This is a genomic window from Ruegeria sp. AI3 (genome assembly GCF_056541245.1).
The window spans coordinates 327414-348106 of the sequence record NZ_JBQFYA010000002.1; the positions used below are offsets into that span (position 1 = coordinate 327414).

Sequence of the window (20693 nt, forward strand, 5' to 3'; positions counted from 1 at the left end):
CTTTTACAGATCCCTGCATTCCGGCACAGCTGTGATCACCGATCCGTCCTTTAGGTGTTGCAGGAGATTGTCGACAGTCAGGTCACCCATTGCTGCACGCGTCTCAATAGTCGCGCTACCAGCGTGAGGGAGCAGAACGACATTGGACAGCTCGCGCAATGCTTTTGGAACACGCGGTTCGTCCTCAAAAACATCAAGCCCCGCCCACCCGAGCTCACCGTTTTGCAATGCATTGATGAGGGCAGTTTCGTCGACGACCGAACCTCGGCTAACGTTTATTAAAGTGCCGCCTGCCCCTAACGCGCGCAGCACCTCAGCGTTGACCAGCTTATTCGTCGACGGACCGCCGGGAGTGATGCATATGAGGACGTCCACATGTTCTGCCATTTCAACCAAATTGTCGAAATACCGGTATGGGACATCCTTTTGATTGCGGGTGTGATAAGAAATTTCGGGGGCCCACGGCTCCAACTTATCAACGATCGCCTGACCAATGCGACCAAGACCAAGAATGCCTATTTTTTGATTGTCGGCTGATCGCGTCAAAGGGGCATTGCCTTCAACTTCCCACCGTCCGGACCGAACGTAATCATCGTCACGTATGAGCTCTCGATAACATGACAGAAACAGCAGAAGGGCGGTGGTTGCGACTTCTTTGTTCAAAACATTGGGCGTGTGCGTCACAACAATCCCGCGCTCAGCTGCTGCATTTGCGTCGACGGCGTCGTAGCCGACCCCATAGACACTGATCATCTTCAGATTACTGAGTGATGTCATCAGGTCATGAGGAACACCATCGTGCCCGTTCGTAACGATATGCGTAACACTTTCCGCGTTGAAATCGTCCAATTGATGAATGTCGAACGCTGCTGACAGGCGCTCTCGCATCCGTTCTGTGATCCCTCCGATTTGCAACAAGTCAGTCATCTTGGCCGACCTTTTGCCGCTGAACACCAAGTCCATCGATGCGAAGCTCCATCACGTCGCCTTTTTTAAGATAAACTGGTTCCGGTTTTATCCCCATTCCGACACCGGGCGGTGTTCCAGTTGAAATGACGTCACCGGGGTGCAGTGTGAAAAGTTGGCTTAGATGCTCAATGATCTCGGCAACGGAAAAGATCATCGTAGCAGTATTCCCGGTTTGCTTGCGCTGACCGTTTACATCCAATGACATACCAAGGCTTTGGGGATCAGGCACCTCATCCCGGGTCACTAGCCACGGGCCGGTAGGGCCAAATGTGTCGCAAGACTTGCCTTTGGTCCATTGACCGGTCAGTTGAGTTTGAAAATGCCTTTCTGACACATCGTTTACGATGCAATAGCCCGCAACATGTTCGAGCGCGTCGGCCTTGGAAACGTATTTGGCCGTCTTGCCGATGACGACCCCCAGTTCGCATTCCCAGTCGGTGTGTGTAGATCCCCGCGGCATGACAACATCGTCATATGCCCCAATGACCGCTGAGTTAGCCTTGAAAAAAAGTATTGGATGCTCGGGAATATCTGCGCCGGTTTCTGCGGCATGGTCCGAGTAGTTCAAACCGATGCAAAGAAATTTACCGATGTCACCGACACACGGCGCGATACGAGGATCACCCTCCACAATTGGCAGGTTTTTCGGATCCAATGAGCGCAAATTATCAAGCATTCCATCATCCAGCGTATCCCCCGCAATATCATGGATATGAGCGGACAGATCCCGCAATTGACCCTCAGAGTCGATCAGGGCCGGCTTTTCCGAGCCCTCGGCTCCGTAACGAACAAGTTTCATTTCTGTTCCTTTTAGTGGTTATCGCGTGGCATGAAGGCTCGCGCGATATCGCGGTAGTTTTCTGCGCCCTTGAGCGTCATACCGCGATCCAAACGATCTACTTTTTCGCGGAATATTTCCTGCCACGGGGATTGGTTGGGCGGCATTGCATACCCACCCTTTGCCTCCAGATCGCGGGCGCGTTCATGCAGCTCTTCGAGCGAAACCAGCATATCTGCTGAGCCTTTGCCAAGATCGATGCGCAGTCGGTCACCATTTCGCACCAAGGCCAACCCACCACCCTCTGCAGCCTCGGGTGAAGCATTCAGGATAGACGGACTTCCTGATGTACCGGATTGCCGTCCATCACCGATGCAAGGAAGGGCTTCGATGCCTTGCTTTATCAAATATGCGGGCGGACGCATGTTCACGACCTCTGCGGCACCCGGGTATCCTTTTGGCCCTGCTCCGCGCATAATCAGAATACAGTTTGCGTCGATGTTTTCTGCGGGATCATCGATCCGATGGTGAAAGTCCTCAGGCCCATCAAACACAATCGCCCTGCCCTCAAACGCATTTGGATCATCCGGGTTCGACAGGTAGGTCTCTCGAAATGCCTTGGAGATCACAGATGTCTTCATAATCGCGCTTTCGAACAGGTTACCCGAGAGATTGATAAACCCCGCCTGTTGCTTAACCGGGCTACCGACTGGCTTGATTACTTCGCTATTCTGAGACCGGCGCGCCGAGCAATTATTGCCAATCGTCTTGCCGTTCACCGTTGTCGCATCTGGATGCGGCAGCAATCCAGCATCAAGCAGCTCTCCGACAACGGCGGGAACACCCCCGGCCTGTTGGTAATCTTCGCCCAGATACTCACCCGCAGGCTGCATGTTAACCAACAGTGGAACGTCGTGGCCAAGTTTCTGCCAGTCGTCGTTGTTCAATGGAACATCAAGATGCCGGGCGATTGCATTCAGGTGGATTGGCGCGTTCGTCGATCCACCAATCGCCGAGTTTATAACAATCGCATTCTCAAAAGCCTGACGTGTCATCACATCGCTGGGGCGTAGATCCTCCCAGACCATGTCCACAATACGTTTACCGGTTTCATAACTGATTTGACCGCGCTCTCTATACGGGGCTGGTATGGCTGCTGATCCGGGCAATTGCATACCCAACGCCTCGGCAAGCGAATTCATGGTCGTTGCTGTCCCCATCGTATTGCAATAACCAACCGAAGGCGCTGCGGCGGCTGCGATTTCCATGAACTCATCGGTGTCAATTTCATCAGCCGCAAGGTCTTCGCGCGCTTTCCAAATAACCGTGCCCGATCCAGCGCGTTCACCTTTCCACCAACCGTTAAGCATGGGGCCGACCGACAGGGCGATCGCCGGGATGTTGACAGTCGCAGCGGCCATAAGAAGTGCGGGCGTGGTCTTGTCGCAACCAATGTTAAGAACAACGCCATCAATCGGATACCCGAATAGACTCTCAACCAAGGACAGATAAGCCAGATTGCGGTCAAGTGAGGCCGTTGGCCGCTTACCGGTTTCTTGTATCGGGTGGACTGGTATTTCGATGCACGTTCCCCCGGCGGCGATGATTCCGTCGCGAACGCGTTTGGACAACTCGATATGATGCCGATTACATGGGCTCAAATCACTTCCGGTTTGAGCAATGCCAATGATCGGTTTGCCTGATTGCAGCTCCCCACGGGTCAACCCGTAATTCAGGTATCTTTCCAGATACAATGCAGTCATCTCAAGGTTCTCGGAATTCATAAACCACTTACGAGATCGCAGATCGTCCTTTGATACTTTTGTCATTGGGCTGACCAACCTCCGTCAATTTTACGTGTGTGTCCTGTGGTGCATGCACTCTCATCCCATGCCGGATAGACGATCAATGCAGCAATCTCTTCCGCTTTCGCTATACGCCCGGCAGACTGACGCGCCACGAATTGAGCGAGCGCTTCTTCTCTGCCGCCCAGCTGCTCGCCCAACGCTTTTATGCGGTCACACGAGCTGGGATTGTCGACTGTTCCTAGGCGAATGCAATTGCACCGAATTCCTTGCGCTATGAAATCCACGGTCACCAATTTCGTCACCCCAACAACGGCAGCCTTTGTCGTGCGCACCATTGAGCGCAGATTGAGGTCCATGGCGAAATCCCATTCACCATCCGTTGCATCAAGAATAGTTCCGTGATGCACGAACCCGTCGCCGTTGAACAAATCATCTGGATTCAATCGCGCGACCCCATGATGAATACTGCTATTATTCGCCACATTCATCTCGAAAATTTCGTGATTTTCGAGATTCTGACCGCGAATCGAATTTAGATTTTTGGAGTTTATATCCGTAGCATAGACTTTCGCACCCCTTCTTGCCGATGCAATCGTGCTTGCAATTCTGATCCCTTGTGAGGTGGCTATGGATAGGTCGCGCTTCTCCTTAAGCCTTTCTAACATATAAACATTCCGACTCATAAGGTGGCGGTTGAACACGTGTTATTTCGTTCCACAGATCAACCGAAAAGCAAAGAAACCTTGGCGGTCTAGCAACGACTTCTGGCATGTGGGCCCAGAGCCGTTAGCGTATGACAGAGATTTTGGTTTGGCCATAACCATGCGTGGCGCACCTTGGGAAGGACGTAGATGATGAGCAAGCAGTTCAAAGTGGCTCTGTTGGGAACCGGCCTGATGGGTGCCCCCATGGCGCGGAATATTTTGCGCGCGGAATTTCCGCTCACTGTTTGGAACCGCAGCTTAGAAAAGGCAAAACCGTTAGCAGCAGAAGGCGCGACGTTGGCGGAAACTGCCCCGCTGGCGATTTCGGGTGCAGACGTAATAATAACGATGCTCTCGGATGGATACGCGACCCGCGCGCTACTTTCTGACGAGGCTTTCCGCGAACAACTCAAACCAGGGATGATCTGGATTGATATGTCCAGCGCCAAACCCGAACATGCCAGAGAGCAATCCGCGCAATTGTCCTTGATGGGGGTGCAGCATCTGGACGCCCCGGTTTCCGGTGGCACCAAGGGTGCCGAAGCTGGCACCCTCGCGATCATGGTCGGTGGCGATCAGGACGTTATGGAGCGCGTGCGACCGGTTCTGACAGCAATGGGGCGCCCTGTGCATGTTGGCCCAAGTGGTTCTGGTCAATTGTGTAAATTGGCCAATCAAACAATTGTCGCTGTGACAATATCGGCTGTCGCCGAAGCGACATTGCTGGCTCAACAAGGCGGTGCAGACCCGACCGCGTTGAGGGCCGCACTGAAAGGGGGCTTTGCGGATAGCATTATCTTACAACAACATGGCGAACGCATGTCTGATGGAAATTTTGTCCCCGGAGGATTGTCTAAGTTTCAATTGAAGGATTTGGACAACACGCTAGAAGAAGCGCGCAGCCTTGGGGTCGAGCTACCCGGCACCCAATCCGTGCGCGACCGTTTCGAATATCTGATAGACGAAATGGATGGGGCCGAGTTGGATCATTCGGCTTTGTATCTGGAACTCAAAAAACGGAACGGAATGCTGTGACGCGGATCCTTGTTATAGGCGGTGGAGGAATGCTTGGCCAGAAACTGGCCCACCGCATTTCGACCCAAGAAACTTTTGGAGCAGATGCTCAACTCTCATTGTTCGATCTCTCATTCCCGCTCGACAGTGCGCCAGGTAAGCAAATTGAGGGGAGCTTGACCACGTCAGGCATCGCCAAGTCTGTTGCAGCTCAGCGCCCGGACGTCATATTCCACCTTGCAGCTATCGTTTCAGGCCAAGCTGAGACAGACTTTGCGTTGGGCTGGGATGTCAATCTTATGGCAACCTGGACACTGCTGAACGCACTCAAGGATGAACACGAGGCATCAGGAGGCGAGTACACACCTCGTCTGGTTTTTGCCTCGTCCATAGCAGTTTTCGGGGCACCGTTCCCCGACAAGATAAGCGATGAGTTCCTCTCGGCACCTTTGACAAGTTACGGAGCGCAGAAAGCAGCGTCTGAATTGATGATCACGGATTTCAGCAGGAAAGGATATATCGACGGTATTTCCTTGCGCTTACCCACTTTGTGTGTGCGCCCTGGCAAAGCCAACGCTGCCGCTTCGTCCTTCTTTTCAGGTATAATCCGAGAGCCATTGAATGGGGTTGAGGTTGTCTTGCCTGTTGCCGAAACTGTTCGCCACTGGCACGCCAGCCCCCGCGCCGCCGCTACTTTTTTGACCCACGCGGCAACAATGAACACGCAGCTTTTGAATGACAGACGCGCGGTGAACATGCCGGGTGTAAGTTGCACCGTCGCCGAACAAATCGAGGCGCTGCGCGCCGTGGCCGGTCAAGATGCAGTTGGCCTTGTCAGGCGAGAACCCGACGAGGCAATCGAACGAATAGTCAAAAATTGGCCGCGCGACTTTCAAACAGATCGCGCTCTGGAGTTGGGGTTCGAGGCGGAATCAAGCTTCGACGAAATCATTCGGGTGTATTTGGAAGACGATTTTCGGCTTTAGTCGCCCATCGTCTTTCCAGTTAGGTGGCGTTTCAGATGATCGTGAATTTTCTCCCGTGTTAACTGCTCATCCCCTGACAATGCTGCCTCAAGTATATCGGCATGGTGTCTTATGTTCTGAGAAATGAACTCAAAGTTCCGGTCTGCCACCATCAACTGCTGTCTGAATTGCGCGTAAACTCGGCCATGCATTTGTTTTAAGGTTTCCGAGCCACAGGCAGAAATGAGCGTTTGGTGAAACTCCTTCTCCGATGCAAACCATATCTCGATAAGGCCGCTCGGGTCGTCTGTGGCGTGAATGCGTTTTTCGATATGGCTGAGTTTGTGATGCGCGGCCGTCAGTCTTGCTTCCCAATCCACCCCGCCACTGCGGATCGACATTGCGGTACCTTCGGCCTCCAACAAAACTCGGACATGTGTCAATTCGATAAGCTTCTGCGGCGAACGCATTGGCACGCGGAAACCTTTTTGTTCCTGAAAGTCCACCAACCCTACAGCGGACAATCGAAAAAGGACTTCGCGAACTGCACTCGCAGAACAGCCATACTCTTTACGTAACTCTTCGGCCCGCACCTTTGCTCCATGCTCGAATCCATTCGAGATGAGGCGCATCTTAAGGTCCTGATAAATATCGACTTCTTCTTTCATCCCGGTATGCGCCTTCAATTTTTGTCCAAGTAGGGTCCTAAGCCTATTTTCGAGTTTACGCAAGAATCTCGAAATTTTTAGAAATTTCAAATTCTTCTTGTTGCATTCGATTCGTCGGCTTAACGTTTATCTGCGTGACGGCAAAGGAGGCGGCAAGATCTCCCTCTCCGCGCAACGCTCAACGTCTGGGAGGACAACATGAAAATAGTCAAGACAGCGGCCGTGGCGGCCGTAGCCACGACAATGGCAGCCGGTTTCGCGATGGCTGAAACCACGAAGCTTAGAATTCAAACCCATTTTTCGCCCGAAACTCTGTCTGGCCAGATGGCTGCAAAATTCGTTGAAGACATTCAGGAGATGTCGAACGGCGAAATCGAAGTTGAAATGTTCTATTCCTCTTCGGTGGTCAAATCAGTTGAAACCTTCGACGCCGCAGCTACCGGAATTCTGGATTGCGACATGACGGGTGGCGGCTATCAGACTGGTAAAAATCCGGCCTTCCAGTTTGCGGGCGACCTGCTCGGCGGGTATCAGAACCCCTATCAGCAAATGGCCTGGCTTCTTCATGGCGGCGGAAGAGAAGCTGTAAATGATCTGTACAACGGCTACGACATGGAATTCATCGGATGGTGGATCCCCGGGCCAGAGTCGCTGTCTTCGACCAAGCCGATTGCAAAAGTGGAAGACTTCAAAGATTGGAAGTTCCGCTCGCCTCCAGGCCTCGCAACCAAGGTATTCGCGGAACTTGGTGCTTCTCCGATCGTGATGGACTTCAACGAAATCTTCACGGCTTTGGAAACCGGCATCATTGATGGTGCGGATGCTGCGAACCTGACGAACAACGTGGGTCTGGGTCTTTACGAGATCGCAGGTCACACAAACTATCCCGGTTTCCACTCGATGCCTGCAGATCACCTGGCATGTCGCAAAGACGTTTGGGAAGCGATGCCTGCGCACCACAAGAAGATCATGGAAGTCGCGATGGATAGCTTGGCGTTGCACAATGCGACCATCAACGAAGTGCAGAACGCTCAGACAGCAAAAGACCTGAAAGCAAAAGGTGTTCAGTTGTACGAATGGACGCCTGAAGATCTGGCAGCCTATCGCGCGGCCGTTCAGGTCGGTTGGACTGAGTTCGCAACGACCCCTGAAGCACAGGCGCTGCTGGAAAGCCACATCAACTTCCTGCGTGACCTGGGCGCAATGCAGTAGTCAGGCTGCGACCGACTTACGACACACGTAGAGGCCGCACTAGCGGCCTCTACGGATCGGTGCCGGGATCCAAAACTTCATGAAAATCACCAGAATAATAAGTCACGTACTGCAGTACGACATGCCGGAAGTTCTGGGCTACTCGCAACAGTATTACGACAAGCGTACAACCCATCTGGTCGAGGTTCAGACAGATGAAGGGGTAACTGGTTGGGGGGAGTGCTTTGGTCCCGGAAACGTAGCCATTGCCAACAAATCCATCGTGGAAAAGGTCATCCAGCCAATGATCCTTGGCATGGACCCTTTGGACAAAGACGTGATCTGGCACAAGGTGTACAACCTTTTGCGAGACCATGGCCAAAGCGGAATGCCAATGCAGGCTTTGTCCGGGGTGGACATCGCACTTTGGGACATCACCGGCAAAGTCTCTGGCCTCCCCCTCCATAAGCTTGTCGGCGGCGCGCATCGCACAAGCGTTCCTTGCTACGGCTACGGCATGATGCTTCGGGAAGAACCGATTTCTAATCTGGCCAGCCGTTTTGAGGATGAAGCCGCAAAGATCAAGGAGATGGGATTCACCGCCACCAAAATGAAAACGGGCTTTGGCCCGAAGCCTGATGTTAAGCTGTGTGAAGCTGTTCGACGCGGGGTTGGTGACGACTTTCCCTTTATGGTCGACGCAAACCACGCCTATACGACTTCGGACGCATTTTTTGTCGGTCGGGCGCTGGAAGAACTGGACGCATATTGGTTCGAAGAACCCGTCGCGCCAGAAGACATGGATGGATACCGAGAATTGCGTACTTCGCTGAAAGTCAACATCTCGGGCGGAGAGGCGGTATTCAATCGCTGGGCTTGGCGCAGTCTCCTTGAAAATCGCGGCATCGATATTGCGCAGCCAGAAGTATGCGCTTTGGGCGGTGTTTCAGAGTATCTCAGGGTAATGGCCCTATGCCACGCACATTTCACTCCGGTCGTAAATCACGTCTGGGGTAGCGCCATCGCTGTCACAACTAATCTGCATTTACTGGCGGCAATGCCTGCAATTCCAGGCGGTTTGCACCCATGGGAGCCGATGCTGGAGTTCGACACAACGGACAACAAGTTTCGGGACGATCTGCTGACCGTTCCGCTGGAAATTCAAAATCAGGTCAAGGCCAACAACGGCCGTGTCACGATCCCGACTGGCCCCGGACTGGGCGTCGAGCCGGATCGAGATTTTATCGATCACTTCAGGATCGAAGGATAGGGGCGAGGCTTAGCGATGCACAAGAATTCAGGCGGACCAATTGAATGGCTCATACCATTGGCCTTCGTCGCGACAGCCAGTTGGCTTGTTTGGCATCTCCCGGCGTTCCTATTGGATTGGCTGCCTTACACCTCTGAGTCCCTCAAAAGTCAGGTAACGGAAATATATCTGCGCAGCGACATCACGCCCGAATTGTCTGGCGTGTTTGGAGGGTACGTCGACATCATCGACGTGGCCGCGCTTGTCCTTCTCCCGTTTCTTGCAGTGATTGGCACCAAGACAGTGCGCCCAGCGACGATGGAGTTCGAAGGCACGACGGTTATGGATCGTTTCGCCCTGTTCATAGGCCGAGTGACGATGATGATGATCGCAATTATGACCGTCGTCATGCTCTACGAAGTCTTCATGCGCTATATCCTGGAAAAGCCGACCGAGTGGGCCAACGAAATGACACTCTGGTTCGCCAGCTTTGTGTTTTTGATGTCTGGTTACTACGCCATGCAACAACGCAGTCACATTCGAATATTCCTGCTCTACGACGCAGTTCCACGATGGCTTCAACGCGTTTTTGATACGGTTTCGACAATACTGATAGTGCTGTTTGCCTTCTTTCTGGTCTACGGCAGCTACAAACAGGTGTTCGTCAACAAGCTCTATAAATGGGAGCTTTATGGCTCTGCCTTCAATCCTCCGATCCCAGCGACGTTGCAGCCGATGGTGCTGATCGTGATTACTCTCGTCGCAATGCAAGCAATTTTGAACCTAGTCGCGGATTGGAACAAAGAACCGGAAGTCCACACAGATGAACCGGACGAAGACGAAATTGAAATGATCAAACGAGCGGTGGGACAAGACTGATGGATATTGGAACAATCTCACTCATCCTGATGGTCGCCCTGATCGTGCTTCTGGCGATCGGGATGCCGTTGGGTCTGGCCTCGGCTTCCCTTGCGGTTCTGGTTCTCGTCCTGAAGTTCGAACCGACACTGCTTTTGAACCCGTTCTCATTCGGCGACGGGGTCCTAACAGGTCGGCCAGGCACTGGGCCGCTGTATATCCTGGCGCAGAAGATATACGGGCTCTTAACGGACTACGTGCTCATATCAGTTCCATTGTTTATCTTCATGGCGTCGCTGTTAGAGCGATCCGGGATCGCGCGCGACATGTATTCGTCGCTGAATGTCTGGCTGTCCAGAACACGCGGCGGCATCGCAATCGTGACCTCGATCATGGCGGTGATCATGGCGGCCATGTCCGGTATCATCGGCGGTGAAGTTGTCCTGCTGGGCCTGATCGCCCTGCCCCAGATGCTGCGCCTAGGTTATGATCAGAATCTCGCCATCGGCGTAATCTGCGCCTCGGGGTCGCTGGGAACCATGATCCCACCCTCAATCGTTCTGATCATCTATGGGCTGATCACCGAAACCTCGATCAAGTCGCTGTTTACCGCGTCTTTCATTCCCGGCTTCATGTTGGCCTCGATGATCATCCTGTACATCATTATCCGCACGCAGTTGAATCCTCATCACGCTCCGCTGCCGGAACCGGACCCGAACGACCCCGAACCGGCCGAAAAACGCAAACTGTTTGGGGCCTTCATGAGCATCGTCGTCGCAGGATTTTCCACCGTTCTGTTTATCCGGGCTGCGTTCTTCGAGCTCTCAGGCTCGAACGCTGCCAGCCAGGGTGAACCAGCGCGATTGGGGACAGCTGACTACCTGCCCTGGTTTGCCGGTATTACGATCGTCGCCCTTCTGCTGATCTTCTTCGTCTTTGGCAGAGAACGCGCCAAAATAGGGTGGGAAATGGGCAAAGGCCTCGTTGCGCCGCTGGTCGTCATCGGTGTGGTGCTTGGCTCGATCTATGGTGGGATCACAGGCATAACCGAGGCTGCAGGCATGGGCGCCTTCGCCGTTCTGATCATCGCCATCCTGCGGGGTGAGGGATCGTTCGAGCTGGTTTGGGACAGCTTGATGCGGACCCTAAAATCCACAGGAACCATCATCTGGGTTACGATCGGGGCCGCCGCGCTGGCGGGTGCCTACACAATTGCTGGCGGACCCCAATACGTGGCCGACCTTATCGTCGGCCAGGAGCTGCCGACCATGCTGGTCATTCTGGTGATGATGCTGATCTTGCTGTTCATGGGCGCATTCATGGATTGGGTCGGCATCGTGCTGTTGATCATTCCGGTCTTTCTGCCGATCGTCCTACGCCTTCCTATCGAAGAAATCGGAGTCTTTGGCCAGCTAGAGCCGAGTCATGTCGCCATCTGGTTTGGCGTCGTGTTCTGTATGAACATGCAGGTCAGCTTCCTTTCGCCCCCTTTTGGCCCGGCCGCGTTCTACCTGAAGTCGGTAGCCCCGCCGCATATCAGCCTGACGGATATTTTCCGCGGCTTCCTGCCATTCATCGGGATCCAGTTGCTGGCGCTTTCCGTCCTTCTGATCTGGCCTGGCATCATCGCGCTACTGTTGTGAGGTCGCACCCATGCTGACACAAGATCAGATTGGCAAGTTCCAGACGGACGGATACCTCGTGGTCGAGGATGTAATTCCCAGCGATGTGCTGGATCGGGTACAGGCCGAATACTCGGATGTCCTGAACCGGCTCTATGACGGTTGGTACGAAAAAGGGTTGGTCAAGGACGAGCCGTCAGGAATGACCTTCTGGGACAAACTTCTGTCCGCCTATCAGGCCGGTTGCGACTATTTCCAGCCGCTGGACATCTCGTTGCCCGGCGATCGGATCATGGCGGACACACCGTTCCATATTGGGCCCGCAGTGTTCGACTTGCTGACGGCCCAGCCCATGCTTGATATTGTCGAGCAGTTGATCGGGCCAGAGCTGGTTAGCAATCCGATCCAGCACGTTCGGCTGAAGCCCCCCGCCCTCAAGCTGTCCAAGGATGAGGTGCGCGCGCACATCACCGCAACGGACTGGCATCAGGACCGGGCGGTTGCTTTGGAGGACGCGGATCAGACCGACATGGTCACGGTGTGGATTGCCGTCAACGATGCAACGGTCGAAAACGGCTGCCTTCAAGTGCTACCAAAGGCACAGGACCAATCCATCCTGCCTCATTGCGCGCGAACGCAGACAGGTATTGCCGACGGGTTCATCGACGAAGGTCGAGCTGTGCCCCTTCCTGTCAAGGCTGGCGGGATCATCTTGTTTCACCCTCTGACGCCACATGCTTCGCTGGTCAATGAAACGGACCAGTTCCGCTGGTCGTTCGACATCCGCTTTAGTGCGGTGGGCCAGCCCACTGGTCGAGACCATTTCCCCAGATTCGTCGCAAGGTCCAGATCGCGCCCCGAAACCGAGCTGCGAGATTGGCGTGTCTGCAAGTCCAATTGGGAAGCGGCGCGAGCAAGGCTGTCTGGACAACCGCATATAGATATTCACCGGTGGACATCGGACTCGCCGTTCTGCGCCTAGCTGCTGCCCCCAAGAAAGCTGACTATGACTTTTGTACGTTTAGATCGAACGGATAGCGTGGTGGTTGCAACTCGGCCCATGGAGGTCGGCAATATGGTCGAGGATGTTACGACCAATGCGCGCATCCCCTCGGGACATAAGGTCGCCACGAGGGTTCTTGCACCCGGCGATCCGGTCAGAAAGTACTCGCAGATCATCGGCTACGCCACCCAACTGATCGAACCCGGTGACCATGTGCACACCCACAATGTTGAGTTCCGAAACACCAGCGTGGACTACGAATTTGCGACGGATCACAAGCCCTCGAAGCCAGCCACCTCGGTCGATACGTTCATGGGCTACCACAGGGACAGTGGTCGGGTCGGCACACGCAACTACATCGCGGTTCTGACCACCGTGAACTGTTCCGCGACTGCGGCCCGGATGATCGCCAACCACTTTACGCCGGACAAGCTGGCCGAGTTTCCGAACGTCGACGGCGTAGTGGCCTTTGTCCACGGAACGGGCTGCGGAATGGCCGATTCCGGCGACGGTTTCGAAGCTCTTCAGCGGGTCATGTGGGGGTTTGCGAAACATCCCAACCACGCTGCCGTTCTGATGGTCGGTCTGGGCTGCGAGATGAACCAGATCGACTGGCTGTTGGACGCGTATGGGCTGAAGCAGAGCCCCACCTTCCAGACGATGAACATCCAGAACGTCGCCGGATTGCGCCGGACCGTGGAAATGGGCATCGGCAAGATCAACCAGATGCTACCCATTGCCAATGAGGCAAGGCGCAGCGAAGCCCCTGCGTCCGAACTGATGGTTGCGTTGCAATGCGGTGGATCGGACGCTTGGTCAGGTGTGACCGCTAACCCGGCGCTCGGGCATGCCTGCGACCTGTTGGTTGCCCAAGGTGGCACAGGCGTTCTTGCGGAAACGCCCGAAATCTACGGTGCCGAACACCTTTTGACCCGCCGCGCCCTTGGTCGCGCAACTGGGGAAAAACTGATCGGATTGATCGATTGGTGGCAGGACTATACCGCCCGCAATCACGGTTCGATGGACAACAACCCAAGCCCCGGCAACAAGCAAGGCGGTCTGACGACCATCCTTGAGAAGTCGCTGGGGGCAGCGGCGAAGGGCGGAACCACCCCATTGACCGGTGTATTCAAATACGCCGAACCCATCACCGCCAAAGGCTTCACCTTCATGGACAGCCCCGGATATGACCCGGCCTCGGTGACCGGGCAGATCGCGGCCGGGTGCAACCTTGTGTGCTTCACCACGGGGCGCGGCTCTGCCTTTGGGTCGAAACCGGCGCCTACGCTGAAAATCGCCACCAACTCTGAATTGGCGGCGCGCATGCCCGAAGACATGGACGTTGATGCGGGCGACATTCTGACCAAAGGTGCCAGCGTCGAAGAAAAAGGACAGGAAATATACCGACGGCTTCTGCAAGTTGGCTCGGGCGCACGGACCAAGTCCGAGGCGCAGGGCTTGGGTGACTACGAATTCGTTCCCTGGCAAATCGGAGCGGTGATGTGAAACGGATCCTTGTAGCCGGGGGCGGATTGATCGGTATCCGCCACGTCCGCGCCGTTATTGAGCATCCCGGCTGCATGTTGGTCGGATTGGCCGATCCAGACGGCTCGATCCAACTCGACGCGCCGCGTTTTGCCAGTATGGACGAGGTGCAGGACCCGGTGGATGGCGTAATCATCGCGACGCCGACCCGCCTGCATGCCGAACATGGCATTCTGGCCGCATCCCGCGGTTGGCACATGCTGATCGAAAAGCCGGTTGCGGCATCGATCGATGATGCCCAGCGCTTGAGGGCGGCCGTTCGCAAGGCCGATGTCCGCAGCCTTGTAGGCCACCATCGGCGGTATCACACAACCTTGCAGTACCTGAAAGAGGTGATCGCGCAAGGTACGATCGGACAAGTCATCAACGTCTCGTTGCTGTGGGCCATGCGTAAACCCGAGAGCTATTTTGAACAGAACTGGCGGACATCTGATGGCAGTCCAGTCATGATCAATCTGGTGCATGATATCGATGTCTTGCGCTTTGTGATCGGAGAAATCTCGGATGTCCTCGCCCTGCCCGGAGCATCAATCCGCGGATCGGATAGGATAGAAAGCGGGGCTGTCGCGATCGCGTTCGAAAACGGCGCGACGGGGACTATCAGCTTTGCCGACACCGCACCCAGCCCTTGGGGGTTTGAAGCCGGAACCGGCGAGAACCCGAACATCGGCACGACCCGTCAGGACATGATGTGGATCACGGGAACCAGCGGCGCTGTCAGTTTTCCCTCCATGACCCTGTGGCGTGGAAAGGATTGGGGCACTGCGGCCCAAAAAAACCAACTTACACGACCGGAACAACAACGCGCGCCGCTTGAAGCGCAACTGGATCACTTCCTTGACGTAATCGACGGCGCCCCTCCACTAATCGACGTCGAGGATGCAGCCCGGACGCTTGAGGTCACATCATGGATCGAACAGGGGCTCAAGGCGCGAACAGCTCGAGCGCGGGCACCGGCCTGATGGCCATGCGGCCCGGTAAATTTCCGGACCACTCAAAAACCAATGATTATCCGCCGGGCAATGTGAGCATTCAAACTGCAAAGCCGCCCGCGCCAGACACAAGAATGAAAACCAGACACATTCACAGAAAGGGAAACCAATGAGCAAACCATCAATCGGGTTTATCGGCTTGGGATTAATGGGCGGAGCCATGGTGAGCCGACTGTTGGACCAAGGATACTCAGCCGCTGTATTGGGAAACCGCGACCGCTCATTCCTAGACGCAGCGATTGACCGGGGCGCCCGCGAGATGCAAAACGCCCAAGAGCTGGCTCAGGCCAGCGACATCGTGATGTTGTGCATGGGCACCTCGGAACAAGTCGAAAGCCGTATGCGCGGCGCAGATGGAGTGATCGCGGGATTGAAACCCGAGGCAATCGTCATCGACTTTGGCACCTCGCTTCCGGGCAGCACACGCGCCTTGGCCGAAGAGGTCGCCGCAGCTGGCGGAAGCTACCTGGATGCGCCGCTTGGTCGGACGCCTTCGCACGCGCTAGAAGGCAAGCTCAACATTATGACGTCCGGCAACAAGGCTGCCTTTGACAAAGCTGAGCCGACACTCAAGGATTTGGGCGAAAACGTTTTCTACCTTGGTCCCGTTGGATCTGGACACACGATCAAGCTGATCAACAACTTCTTCGGAATGACCGTCGCGAACGCGATGGCCGAAGCCTTTGCCATGGCAGATATCACCGGAGTTGACCGCAAGCAGGTGTATGACGTTATGGCCGCTGGGCCGCTGCATTCCGGAATGATGGATTTCGTCAAAGCCTACGGCGTCGAGAGCGACCCAAATCAGCTGGCCTTTGCCATCAAGAACGCGGCAAAAGACCTTGGGTATTATGACCGTATGGCACGCGATGCAGGCGTTACCAGCGTGATGTCGCAGTGCGCGCTTTCGGCGCTGAATGACGCGCGCGACCACGGTCAGGCGGATGACATGGTCAGCCAGATGGTTGACTACTACGTCAAGCGTTTCAGCACCTGATCGATGGCCGTCACCGCCAACCCCAATGCGGACCTGCCGCGCCTTGGCATCGTGCTGATGCTGACGGCGTGGCTATTCTTTTCGCTGGTGGACCTAGGGGCCAAGTGGTTGGCGTTGGCCGGCGTGCCGGCGTTTCAGTTGGCGTTCATGCGCTATGCGGGGCACTTTGTTATCTCTGCGGGGGTGATCGCCAAGGGCGGGATTGGGGCCAGCCGGTTCAAGACCGACCATCCATGGCAGGTCATAAGTCGGGCCTTACTGCTGATCTCAGCTACAGTTTTCAATTTTTATGCCCTACGATTTTTACCTCTGACCGTCGTGTCGGCAATCATGTTCTCAAGCCCGGTCATCGTGTGCTTCCTGTCCGTTTTCGTGTTGAAAGAGAGCGTGGGTCCATGGCGTTGGGCGGCTATCATACTGGGCTTTCTGGGGGTGTTGGTTGTCGTGCGGCCGTTTGGTTCGGCCTTTCATCCGACCATGCTGCTGATCGTCTACAATGCCACCGCTTTGGCTTTGTACTCGATCATGACGCGGAGGCTGTCCGGGGTGGTTGCCGTGGACACCATGCAATTCTACCTCGGGCTTACCGGGACGGTGGTCCTGCTGCCCTTCGCCATCTGGTTTTGGGTCCAGCCGGAAAACACGTGGAGCCTGATAGTCCTCATCAGCCTTGGCGTCTTTGGCTGGTGCGGGCATCAACTGCTGACGAACGCGCATCGATTCGGAACAGCGAACCAGTTGATGCCATTCACCTATTCGTTCCTGATCTACGTTGCGATCTGGGGCTATCTGTTCTTTGACACGGTACCGGACGCATTCACATTGGCAGGGGCTGCGCTGATCATGGTCGCCGGGCTCATCATCTGGAAAAGAGAAAAGAAATGACCCGAATTGCCTGCATCGGCGAAGCAATGATTGAATTGTCCATGCTGGAAACCGGCGCAAAGGTCGGCGTTGCGGGGGATACGCTGAACACGGCCATCTACATGCACCGCGCCGCTCCTGATCTGCAGGTGGAGTATGTGACATGTTTGGGCGACGACCCGTTCTCAGGGCGCATCGCCGACTTTATCGCCAGTCATGGCATCGGGACATCTGGCGTCCGCATCATTCCCAACGCTTCTCCCGGACTATACGCGATCACGACATCTGCGGACGGTGAACGCAGCTTTACCTATTGGCGCAGCGAGGCAGCCGCCCGCCAGCTTTATGCTGATCACGACTTCAACTCGCTGAAAGGATACGACGTGCTTTACTTGTCGGGGATTTCCGTGGCCATTCTTCCGCATTCGGTGAGGCTTGCTCTTCTGGACTGGCTCGAAGGCGCTTCAGCCCGGTTGGTCTATGACAGCAACTTTCGTCCACGTCTTTGGGACAGCGTCGAGCACGCCCGCCAGATCAACCAACGGCTTTGGCAGCGTGCAGATATTGCCCTACCATCCATCGACGACGAGATGACACTGTTCGGGGAAAGCACTGATCAGGTGGCGGCGCGCTTTGCCGATCATCACGGTGTCGGTGCCTTGAAACGCGGAGAGCAGGGCCCTCTGTCCATAGGCCAGAACATTGACCAAACCTATGAACCCGCCAAAAACGTGCTGGATACGACAGCGGCGGGCGACAGTTTCAACGGTGGGTACCTCGCGGCCTTGCTGACGGGAAAATCCCAGGCCGAAGCCTTGATGGCCGGACACAACCTAGCTTCCACCGTTGTCCGGTTCCGCGGCGCGATCATTCCCGGATAAGTGGCGCGAGATCCTCAGCTCCGACAAGGCCCAAAAGTGGCACTATCGGATCTGGCTGCTTGACGGCCGAGGCGATTTCCAACGCACAAGAATCGTTCAGCGCCCTACCTTTCGCAGTTTCGGACATGCAATAGGAGATCCAGGCCCGCATCCCCGCAATCACCGCCTGAGAGCCGGTCTCACGGAGTGTGGGAACAAACCGATACGGCAGCTTCTGGCTGCCATCCATCGCGATTTGGTCCAGACGGTGCGCCAGCTCGGGGTTTTCAAAACGGCCCAAAAGAGCCTCAGCATAATCCGGAACCTGTGCTTGCAGTGCTGCGGGCAGCGTTGCGCCCGCATCCTTCATCAACTCGGAAACCAGCGGACGTAAAACCGGGTCTTGAACCGCTTCGTGGACATAGGTTAGGCCCCGCTCCAACCCGGCGTAAGCCAACAGGGAATGGGCCCCGTTCAGCATGCGCAGCTTTCGCATCTCGTGCGGAGCCACGTCATCGACCAGTTGCACGTTTGGCCAATCCGGGTGAGGACCGGCGAAATTGTCTTCGATCACCCACTCCGAGAACGTCTCGGTCGGAACAGCCATAGGATCGCCGCTGATTGCGCGAACGGCGTCCGTGGTGGCCGGGGTGATCCGGTCGACCATCGCGTTTGGAAAGCGAACGGCATTCCAATTCACGTCCAGACCGGCTGCTTCCGCAAAATCGGCAACTGCCGTTTCTAACGTTTTACCGTTTTCCATGCGATTGTCGCAGCTTAGCACCGTCACAGGCTTGCGCCGTTCCGCAAGGCCATAAGCCAAAAACCCGATCAGAGTCGTGGGCCCCTGCCCTGCTAGATCGGCGGCAATCGCCGAGCCCCTAAGGTTCAGCTTGCCCGCGGCGTCCAAGTGATAACCTTTCTCGGTGACGGTCGCCGAGATGATCTCGGCATCCGCCATCACATCGAAAATCGCGGCGCGATTCTCGGGCGCGACCAGAACGTCCCGCAAAGCTTTGATGCGCCGGACGCCCTGCCCCTGTACGCACAAATCGTACTCGAAACCTTGTCGCGCCAATCCATCCCGAACGGAGGATGAACGCAGGCTGACGCCGACAACGTCCCATCCGCCCGCTTGATCGGTGTAGTCTAGCAAATGCGCCCGGGCGAAGTTTCCAAGGCCGAAGTGAAGAATAGTACCCATCTAGCTTTGCAATCCGTAAACCTGTTTCGCCAGATCGACCGCAAGCAACCGTGCAAGATGCTCGGCACTGTCCCGACCGAAGTAACCACGCCCAACCTGCTCGGCCAAATGAATCGCAACACCTCGTCGCCACAGATCGTGCCGCGCAGGAATGGACAGAAAAGCCCGCGTGTCGTCATTGAACCCGGCCAGATTGTAGTATCCGGCCGTTTCAACCACCTGGTCGAAATACCGCGCAATCCCGGCTGGGCTGTCGTGGAACCACCAGGGCGGACCGATCCGAAGGCACGGCCAATGTCCCGCCATGGGGGCCAGTTCACGGGCATAGGTGCTTTCGTCCAATGTGAAGAGTATGATCCGCAGTTCCGGCGAGTTTCCGACCCGGTTCAACAGCGCCTCAAGGCCCGTGACCCAATCCATCGCGACTGGAATGTCGGCCCCCTTGTCCCGTCCGAAGTCCCGCATTACTGCGTCGTTCGTGTTGCGCTTGCTGCCCGCATGTATCTGCATGGTCAGACCATCATCGACAGACATCTGCGCCATTTCGATCAGCATATGACCGTAGAACCGGCGAGCATCCTGTTCAGTCCCGTCCTGCCGTCTCAGCCGTTGGTACAGCGCATCCGGGTCGTCCAGCCACTCAGTCTGCACGCGTTCGATACCGTGGTCGGTAGCCGTACAGCCCAGCTGGATGAAGTAAGCCCGTCGCATTCGGAGCGCATTGAGGTAGCCATCATAGCTGCCCAGATCGCAGCCTGTCAGCTCGGCCAACTTGTTCAGGTTCTGTACAAACTCCGGGTCCGCCCCATCCAAAACCCCGTCTGGGCGGAACGTCGGAACAACCCGCCCGCCCCAACCGCTTGTACTAATCTCCCTATGCTCCGCAAGGCCGTCGAGAGCGGAGTCTGTGGTGGCCAGAACCTCGATCCCAAACCTGTCGAACAAAGCCCTCGGACGAAATTCGGGTCGCGCCAGCTTTTCTGAGATCTTATCGTAAATCAGGTCTGCCGTGCGCAAAGACAACTCCTCAGACACGCCCAACGTTTCATGCAACACATAGTTCATCCAGATCCGGGATGGCGTTCCCAGAAACAGATGCCAGTGCTCGGCAAAGGTGCAAAAAACGGCGTGAGGATCCTTCTTTCGCCCCTCTTCTCCAACGCCAAGTTCGGACAAGGGAACGCCCTGCGAATAGAGCATACGGAACACGTAATGGTCGGGAACCACCAGCAGCTCTGCCGGGTTGGGAAACGGCGCATCGGCTGCAAACCACCGCGGATCGCAGTGACCATGCGGAGACACGATCGGCAGGTCCTTGATACCTAGGTACAGATCTTCTGCCATCCCATTCAAATTACCAGTCAATTCTGCCTCCGATGCTGCTGCCCGCAATTGTTAACAC

Annotated in this window: 19 protein-coding genes; 12 read left to right on the forward strand and 7 right to left on the reverse strand. The window is 55.6% G+C overall.

The genetic code is table 11. The features are described 5' to 3' along the window. Positions 1 to 3 precede the first annotated feature (3 nt). Genes ACRZ95_RS05425 through ACRZ95_RS05440 form a run of 4 tightly spaced genes read right to left on the reverse strand, consistent with a single transcriptional unit; the run spans position 4 to position 4220 of the window. Positions 4 to 927: a 2-hydroxyacid dehydrogenase gene (locus ACRZ95_RS05425; protein ID WP_170677415.1), complete on the reverse strand. Its 924-nt coding sequence runs from the start codon at positions 925 to 927 to the stop codon at positions 4 to 6. Then, complete coding sequence (locus ACRZ95_RS05430; protein ID WP_170677413.1) at positions 920 to 1768, reverse strand: fumarylacetoacetate hydrolase family protein; 849 nt, start codon at positions 1766 to 1768, stop codon at positions 920 to 922. Before ACRZ95_RS05430 ends, ACRZ95_RS05425 begins: the two co-directional genes overlap by 8 nt. 11 nt (positions 1769 to 1779) lie before the next feature. Continuing rightward, the gene (locus ACRZ95_RS05435) at positions 1780 to 3576 is read right to left on the reverse strand and encodes an IlvD/Edd family dehydratase (protein WP_170677411.1); all 1797 of its coding nucleotides are present in this window, start codon (positions 3574 to 3576) and stop codon (positions 1780 to 1782) included. Further along, complete coding sequence (locus ACRZ95_RS05440; protein ID WP_170677409.1) at positions 3573 to 4220, reverse strand: SDR family oxidoreductase; 648 nt, start codon at positions 4218 to 4220, stop codon at positions 3573 to 3575. Before ACRZ95_RS05440 ends, ACRZ95_RS05435 begins: the two co-directional genes overlap by 4 nt. A gap of 189 nt (positions 4221 to 4409) precedes the next feature. On the opposite strand from ACRZ95_RS05440, the gene ACRZ95_RS05445 reads away from it, so the two are divergent. After that, positions 4410 to 5294, forward strand: a complete 885-nt coding sequence (locus ACRZ95_RS05445) for an NAD(P)-dependent oxidoreductase (protein ID WP_170677407.1) — start codon at positions 4410 to 4412, stop codon at positions 5292 to 5294. 29 nt (positions 5295 to 5323) lie between these two features. Further along, positions 5324 to 6259, forward strand: a complete 936-nt coding sequence (denD, locus tag ACRZ95_RS05450; RefSeq protein ID WP_480554621.1) for a D-erythronate dehydrogenase — start codon at positions 5324 to 5326, stop codon at positions 6257 to 6259. Here denD and ACRZ95_RS05455 read toward each other — a convergent pair. Further along, a complete protein-coding gene (locus tag ACRZ95_RS05455; protein ID WP_170376101.1) occupies positions 6256 to 6906 on the reverse strand; it encodes a GntR family transcriptional regulator in 651 nt (216 codons plus the stop codon). The genes denD and ACRZ95_RS05455 overlap by 4 nt on opposite strands. A 198-nt stretch (positions 6907 to 7104) precedes the next feature. Between ACRZ95_RS05455 and ACRZ95_RS05460 the strand changes: the two genes are divergently transcribed. From ACRZ95_RS05460 to ACRZ95_RS05505, 10 genes are all read left to right on the forward strand, one after another. Beyond that, a complete protein-coding gene (locus ACRZ95_RS05460) occupies positions 7105 to 8118 on the forward strand; it encodes a TRAP transporter substrate-binding protein (protein ID WP_170376099.1) in 1014 nt (337 codons plus the stop codon). A 79-nt stretch (positions 8119 to 8197) separates the two neighbouring features. Beyond that, positions 8198 to 9367: a mandelate racemase/muconate lactonizing enzyme family protein gene (locus tag ACRZ95_RS05465; RefSeq protein ID WP_170677402.1), complete on the forward strand. Its 1170-nt coding sequence runs from the start codon at positions 8198 to 8200 to the stop codon at positions 9365 to 9367. Positions 9368 to 9382: 15 nt separating this feature from the next. Beyond that, positions 9383 to 10225: a TRAP transporter small permease subunit gene (locus ACRZ95_RS05470; RefSeq protein ID WP_480554624.1), complete on the forward strand. Its 843-nt coding sequence runs from the start codon at positions 9383 to 9385 to the stop codon at positions 10223 to 10225. Continuing rightward, positions 10225 to 11847, forward strand: coding sequence for a TRAP transporter large permease (locus ACRZ95_RS05475; RefSeq protein WP_142634770.1), 1623 nt, complete (start codon positions 10225 to 10227; stop codon positions 11845 to 11847). The genes ACRZ95_RS05470 and ACRZ95_RS05475 overlap by 1 nt, the downstream gene beginning before the upstream one ends. A gap of 10 nt (positions 11848 to 11857) precedes the next feature. Then, positions 11858 to 12808: a phytanoyl-CoA dioxygenase family protein gene (locus ACRZ95_RS05480; protein WP_170677400.1), complete on the forward strand. Its 951-nt coding sequence runs from the start codon at positions 11858 to 11860 to the stop codon at positions 12806 to 12808. A 24-nt stretch (positions 12809 to 12832) separates the two neighbouring features. Next, entirely contained in the window at positions 12833 to 14335 is a 1503-nt protein-coding gene (locus ACRZ95_RS05485; RefSeq protein ID WP_170677398.1) for an altronate dehydratase family protein, read from the forward strand. Continuing rightward, positions 14332 to 15336: a Gfo/Idh/MocA family protein gene (locus tag ACRZ95_RS05490; RefSeq protein ID WP_170677396.1), complete on the forward strand. Its 1005-nt coding sequence runs from the start codon at positions 14332 to 14334 to the stop codon at positions 15334 to 15336. Before ACRZ95_RS05485 ends, ACRZ95_RS05490 begins: the two co-directional genes overlap by 4 nt. Before the next feature lie 139 nt (positions 15337 to 15475). Beyond that, positions 15476 to 16363, forward strand: a complete 888-nt coding sequence (locus ACRZ95_RS05495; protein WP_170677394.1) for an NAD(P)-dependent oxidoreductase — start codon at positions 15476 to 15478, stop codon at positions 16361 to 16363. Positions 16364 to 16366: 3 nt separating this feature from the next. Then, the gene (locus tag ACRZ95_RS05500; protein ID WP_170677392.1) at positions 16367 to 17248 is read left to right on the forward strand and encodes a DMT family transporter; all 882 of its coding nucleotides are present in this window, start codon (positions 16367 to 16369) and stop codon (positions 17246 to 17248) included. Further along, positions 17245 to 18108 carry a sugar kinase gene (locus ACRZ95_RS05505; protein ID WP_170677390.1) on the forward strand — a complete coding sequence of 288 codons (864 nt, stop codon included), beginning with the start codon at positions 17245 to 17247 and terminating at the stop codon, positions 18106 to 18108. The genes ACRZ95_RS05500 and ACRZ95_RS05505 overlap by 4 nt, the downstream gene beginning before the upstream one ends. Here ACRZ95_RS05505 and ACRZ95_RS05510 read toward each other — a convergent pair. Continuing rightward, positions 18095 to 19291 (reverse strand): mannitol dehydrogenase family protein, encoded by a 1197-nt coding sequence (locus tag ACRZ95_RS05510; protein WP_170677388.1) that lies wholly within the window; start codon positions 19289 to 19291, stop codon positions 18095 to 18097. The two genes, ACRZ95_RS05505 and ACRZ95_RS05510, sit on opposite strands and share 14 nt — an antisense overlap. Further along, complete coding sequence (uxaC, locus tag ACRZ95_RS05515; RefSeq protein ID WP_170677829.1) at positions 19292 to 20635, reverse strand: glucuronate isomerase; 1344 nt, start codon at positions 20633 to 20635, stop codon at positions 19292 to 19294. Between the last annotated feature and the right edge of the window lie 58 nt (positions 20636 to 20693).

Excerpts from the sequence above, each read along its gene's own strand:
- ACRZ95_RS05505 (WP_170677390.1), top strand. The coding sequence starts at position 17,245 with ATGACCCGAATTGCCTGCATCGGCGAAGCAATGATTGAATTGTCCATG.
- ACRZ95_RS05475 (WP_142634770.1), top strand. The coding sequence starts at position 10,225 with ATGGATATTGGAACAATCTCACTCATCCTGATGGTCGCCCTGATCGTG.
- ACRZ95_RS05440 (WP_170677409.1), bottom strand. The coding sequence starts at position 4,220 with ATGTTAGAAAGGCTTAAGGAGAAGCGCGACCTATCCATAGCCACCTCA.
- ACRZ95_RS05445 (WP_170677407.1), top strand. The coding sequence starts at position 4,410 with ATGAGCAAGCAGTTCAAAGTGGCTCTGTTGGGAACCGGCCTGATGGGT.
- ACRZ95_RS05495 (WP_170677394.1), top strand. The coding sequence starts at position 15,476 with ATGAGCAAACCATCAATCGGGTTTATCGGCTTGGGATTAATGGGCGGA.
- ACRZ95_RS05480 (WP_170677400.1), top strand. The coding sequence starts at position 11,858 with ATGCTGACACAAGATCAGATTGGCAAGTTCCAGACGGACGGATACCTC.
- denD (WP_480554621.1), top strand. The coding sequence starts at position 5,324 with ATGCTTGGCCAGAAACTGGCCCACCGCATTTCGACCCAAGAAACTTTT.
- ACRZ95_RS05455 (WP_170376101.1), bottom strand. The coding sequence starts at position 6,906 with ATGAAAGAAGAAGTCGATATTTATCAGGACCTTAAGATGCGCCTCATC.
- ACRZ95_RS05470 (WP_480554624.1), top strand. The coding sequence starts at position 9,383 with ATGCACAAGAATTCAGGCGGACCAATTGAATGGCTCATACCATTGGCC.
- ACRZ95_RS05465 (WP_170677402.1), top strand. The coding sequence starts at position 8,198 with ATGAAAATCACCAGAATAATAAGTCACGTACTGCAGTACGACATGCCG.
- ACRZ95_RS05425 (WP_170677415.1), bottom strand. The coding sequence starts at position 927 with ATGACTGACTTGTTGCAAATCGGAGGGATCACAGAACGGATGCGAGAG.
- ACRZ95_RS05435 (WP_170677411.1), bottom strand. The coding sequence starts at position 3,576 with ATGACAAAAGTATCAAAGGACGATCTGCGATCTCGTAAGTGGTTTATG.
- ACRZ95_RS05510 (WP_170677388.1), bottom strand. The coding sequence starts at position 19,291 with ATGGGTACTATTCTTCACTTCGGCCTTGGAAACTTCGCCCGGGCGCAT.
- ACRZ95_RS05430 (WP_170677413.1), bottom strand. The coding sequence starts at position 1,768 with ATGAAACTTGTTCGTTACGGAGCCGAGGGCTCGGAAAAGCCGGCCCTG.
- uxaC (WP_170677829.1), bottom strand. The coding sequence starts at position 20,635 with ATGGCAGAAGATCTGTACCTAGGTATCAAGGACCTGCCGATCGTGTCT.
- ACRZ95_RS05460 (WP_170376099.1), top strand. The coding sequence starts at position 7,105 with ATGAAAATAGTCAAGACAGCGGCCGTGGCGGCCGTAGCCACGACAATG.
- ACRZ95_RS05485 (WP_170677398.1), top strand. The coding sequence starts at position 12,833 with ATGACTTTTGTACGTTTAGATCGAACGGATAGCGTGGTGGTTGCAACT.
- ACRZ95_RS05500 (WP_170677392.1), top strand. The coding sequence starts at position 16,367 with ATGGCCGTCACCGCCAACCCCAATGCGGACCTGCCGCGCCTTGGCATC.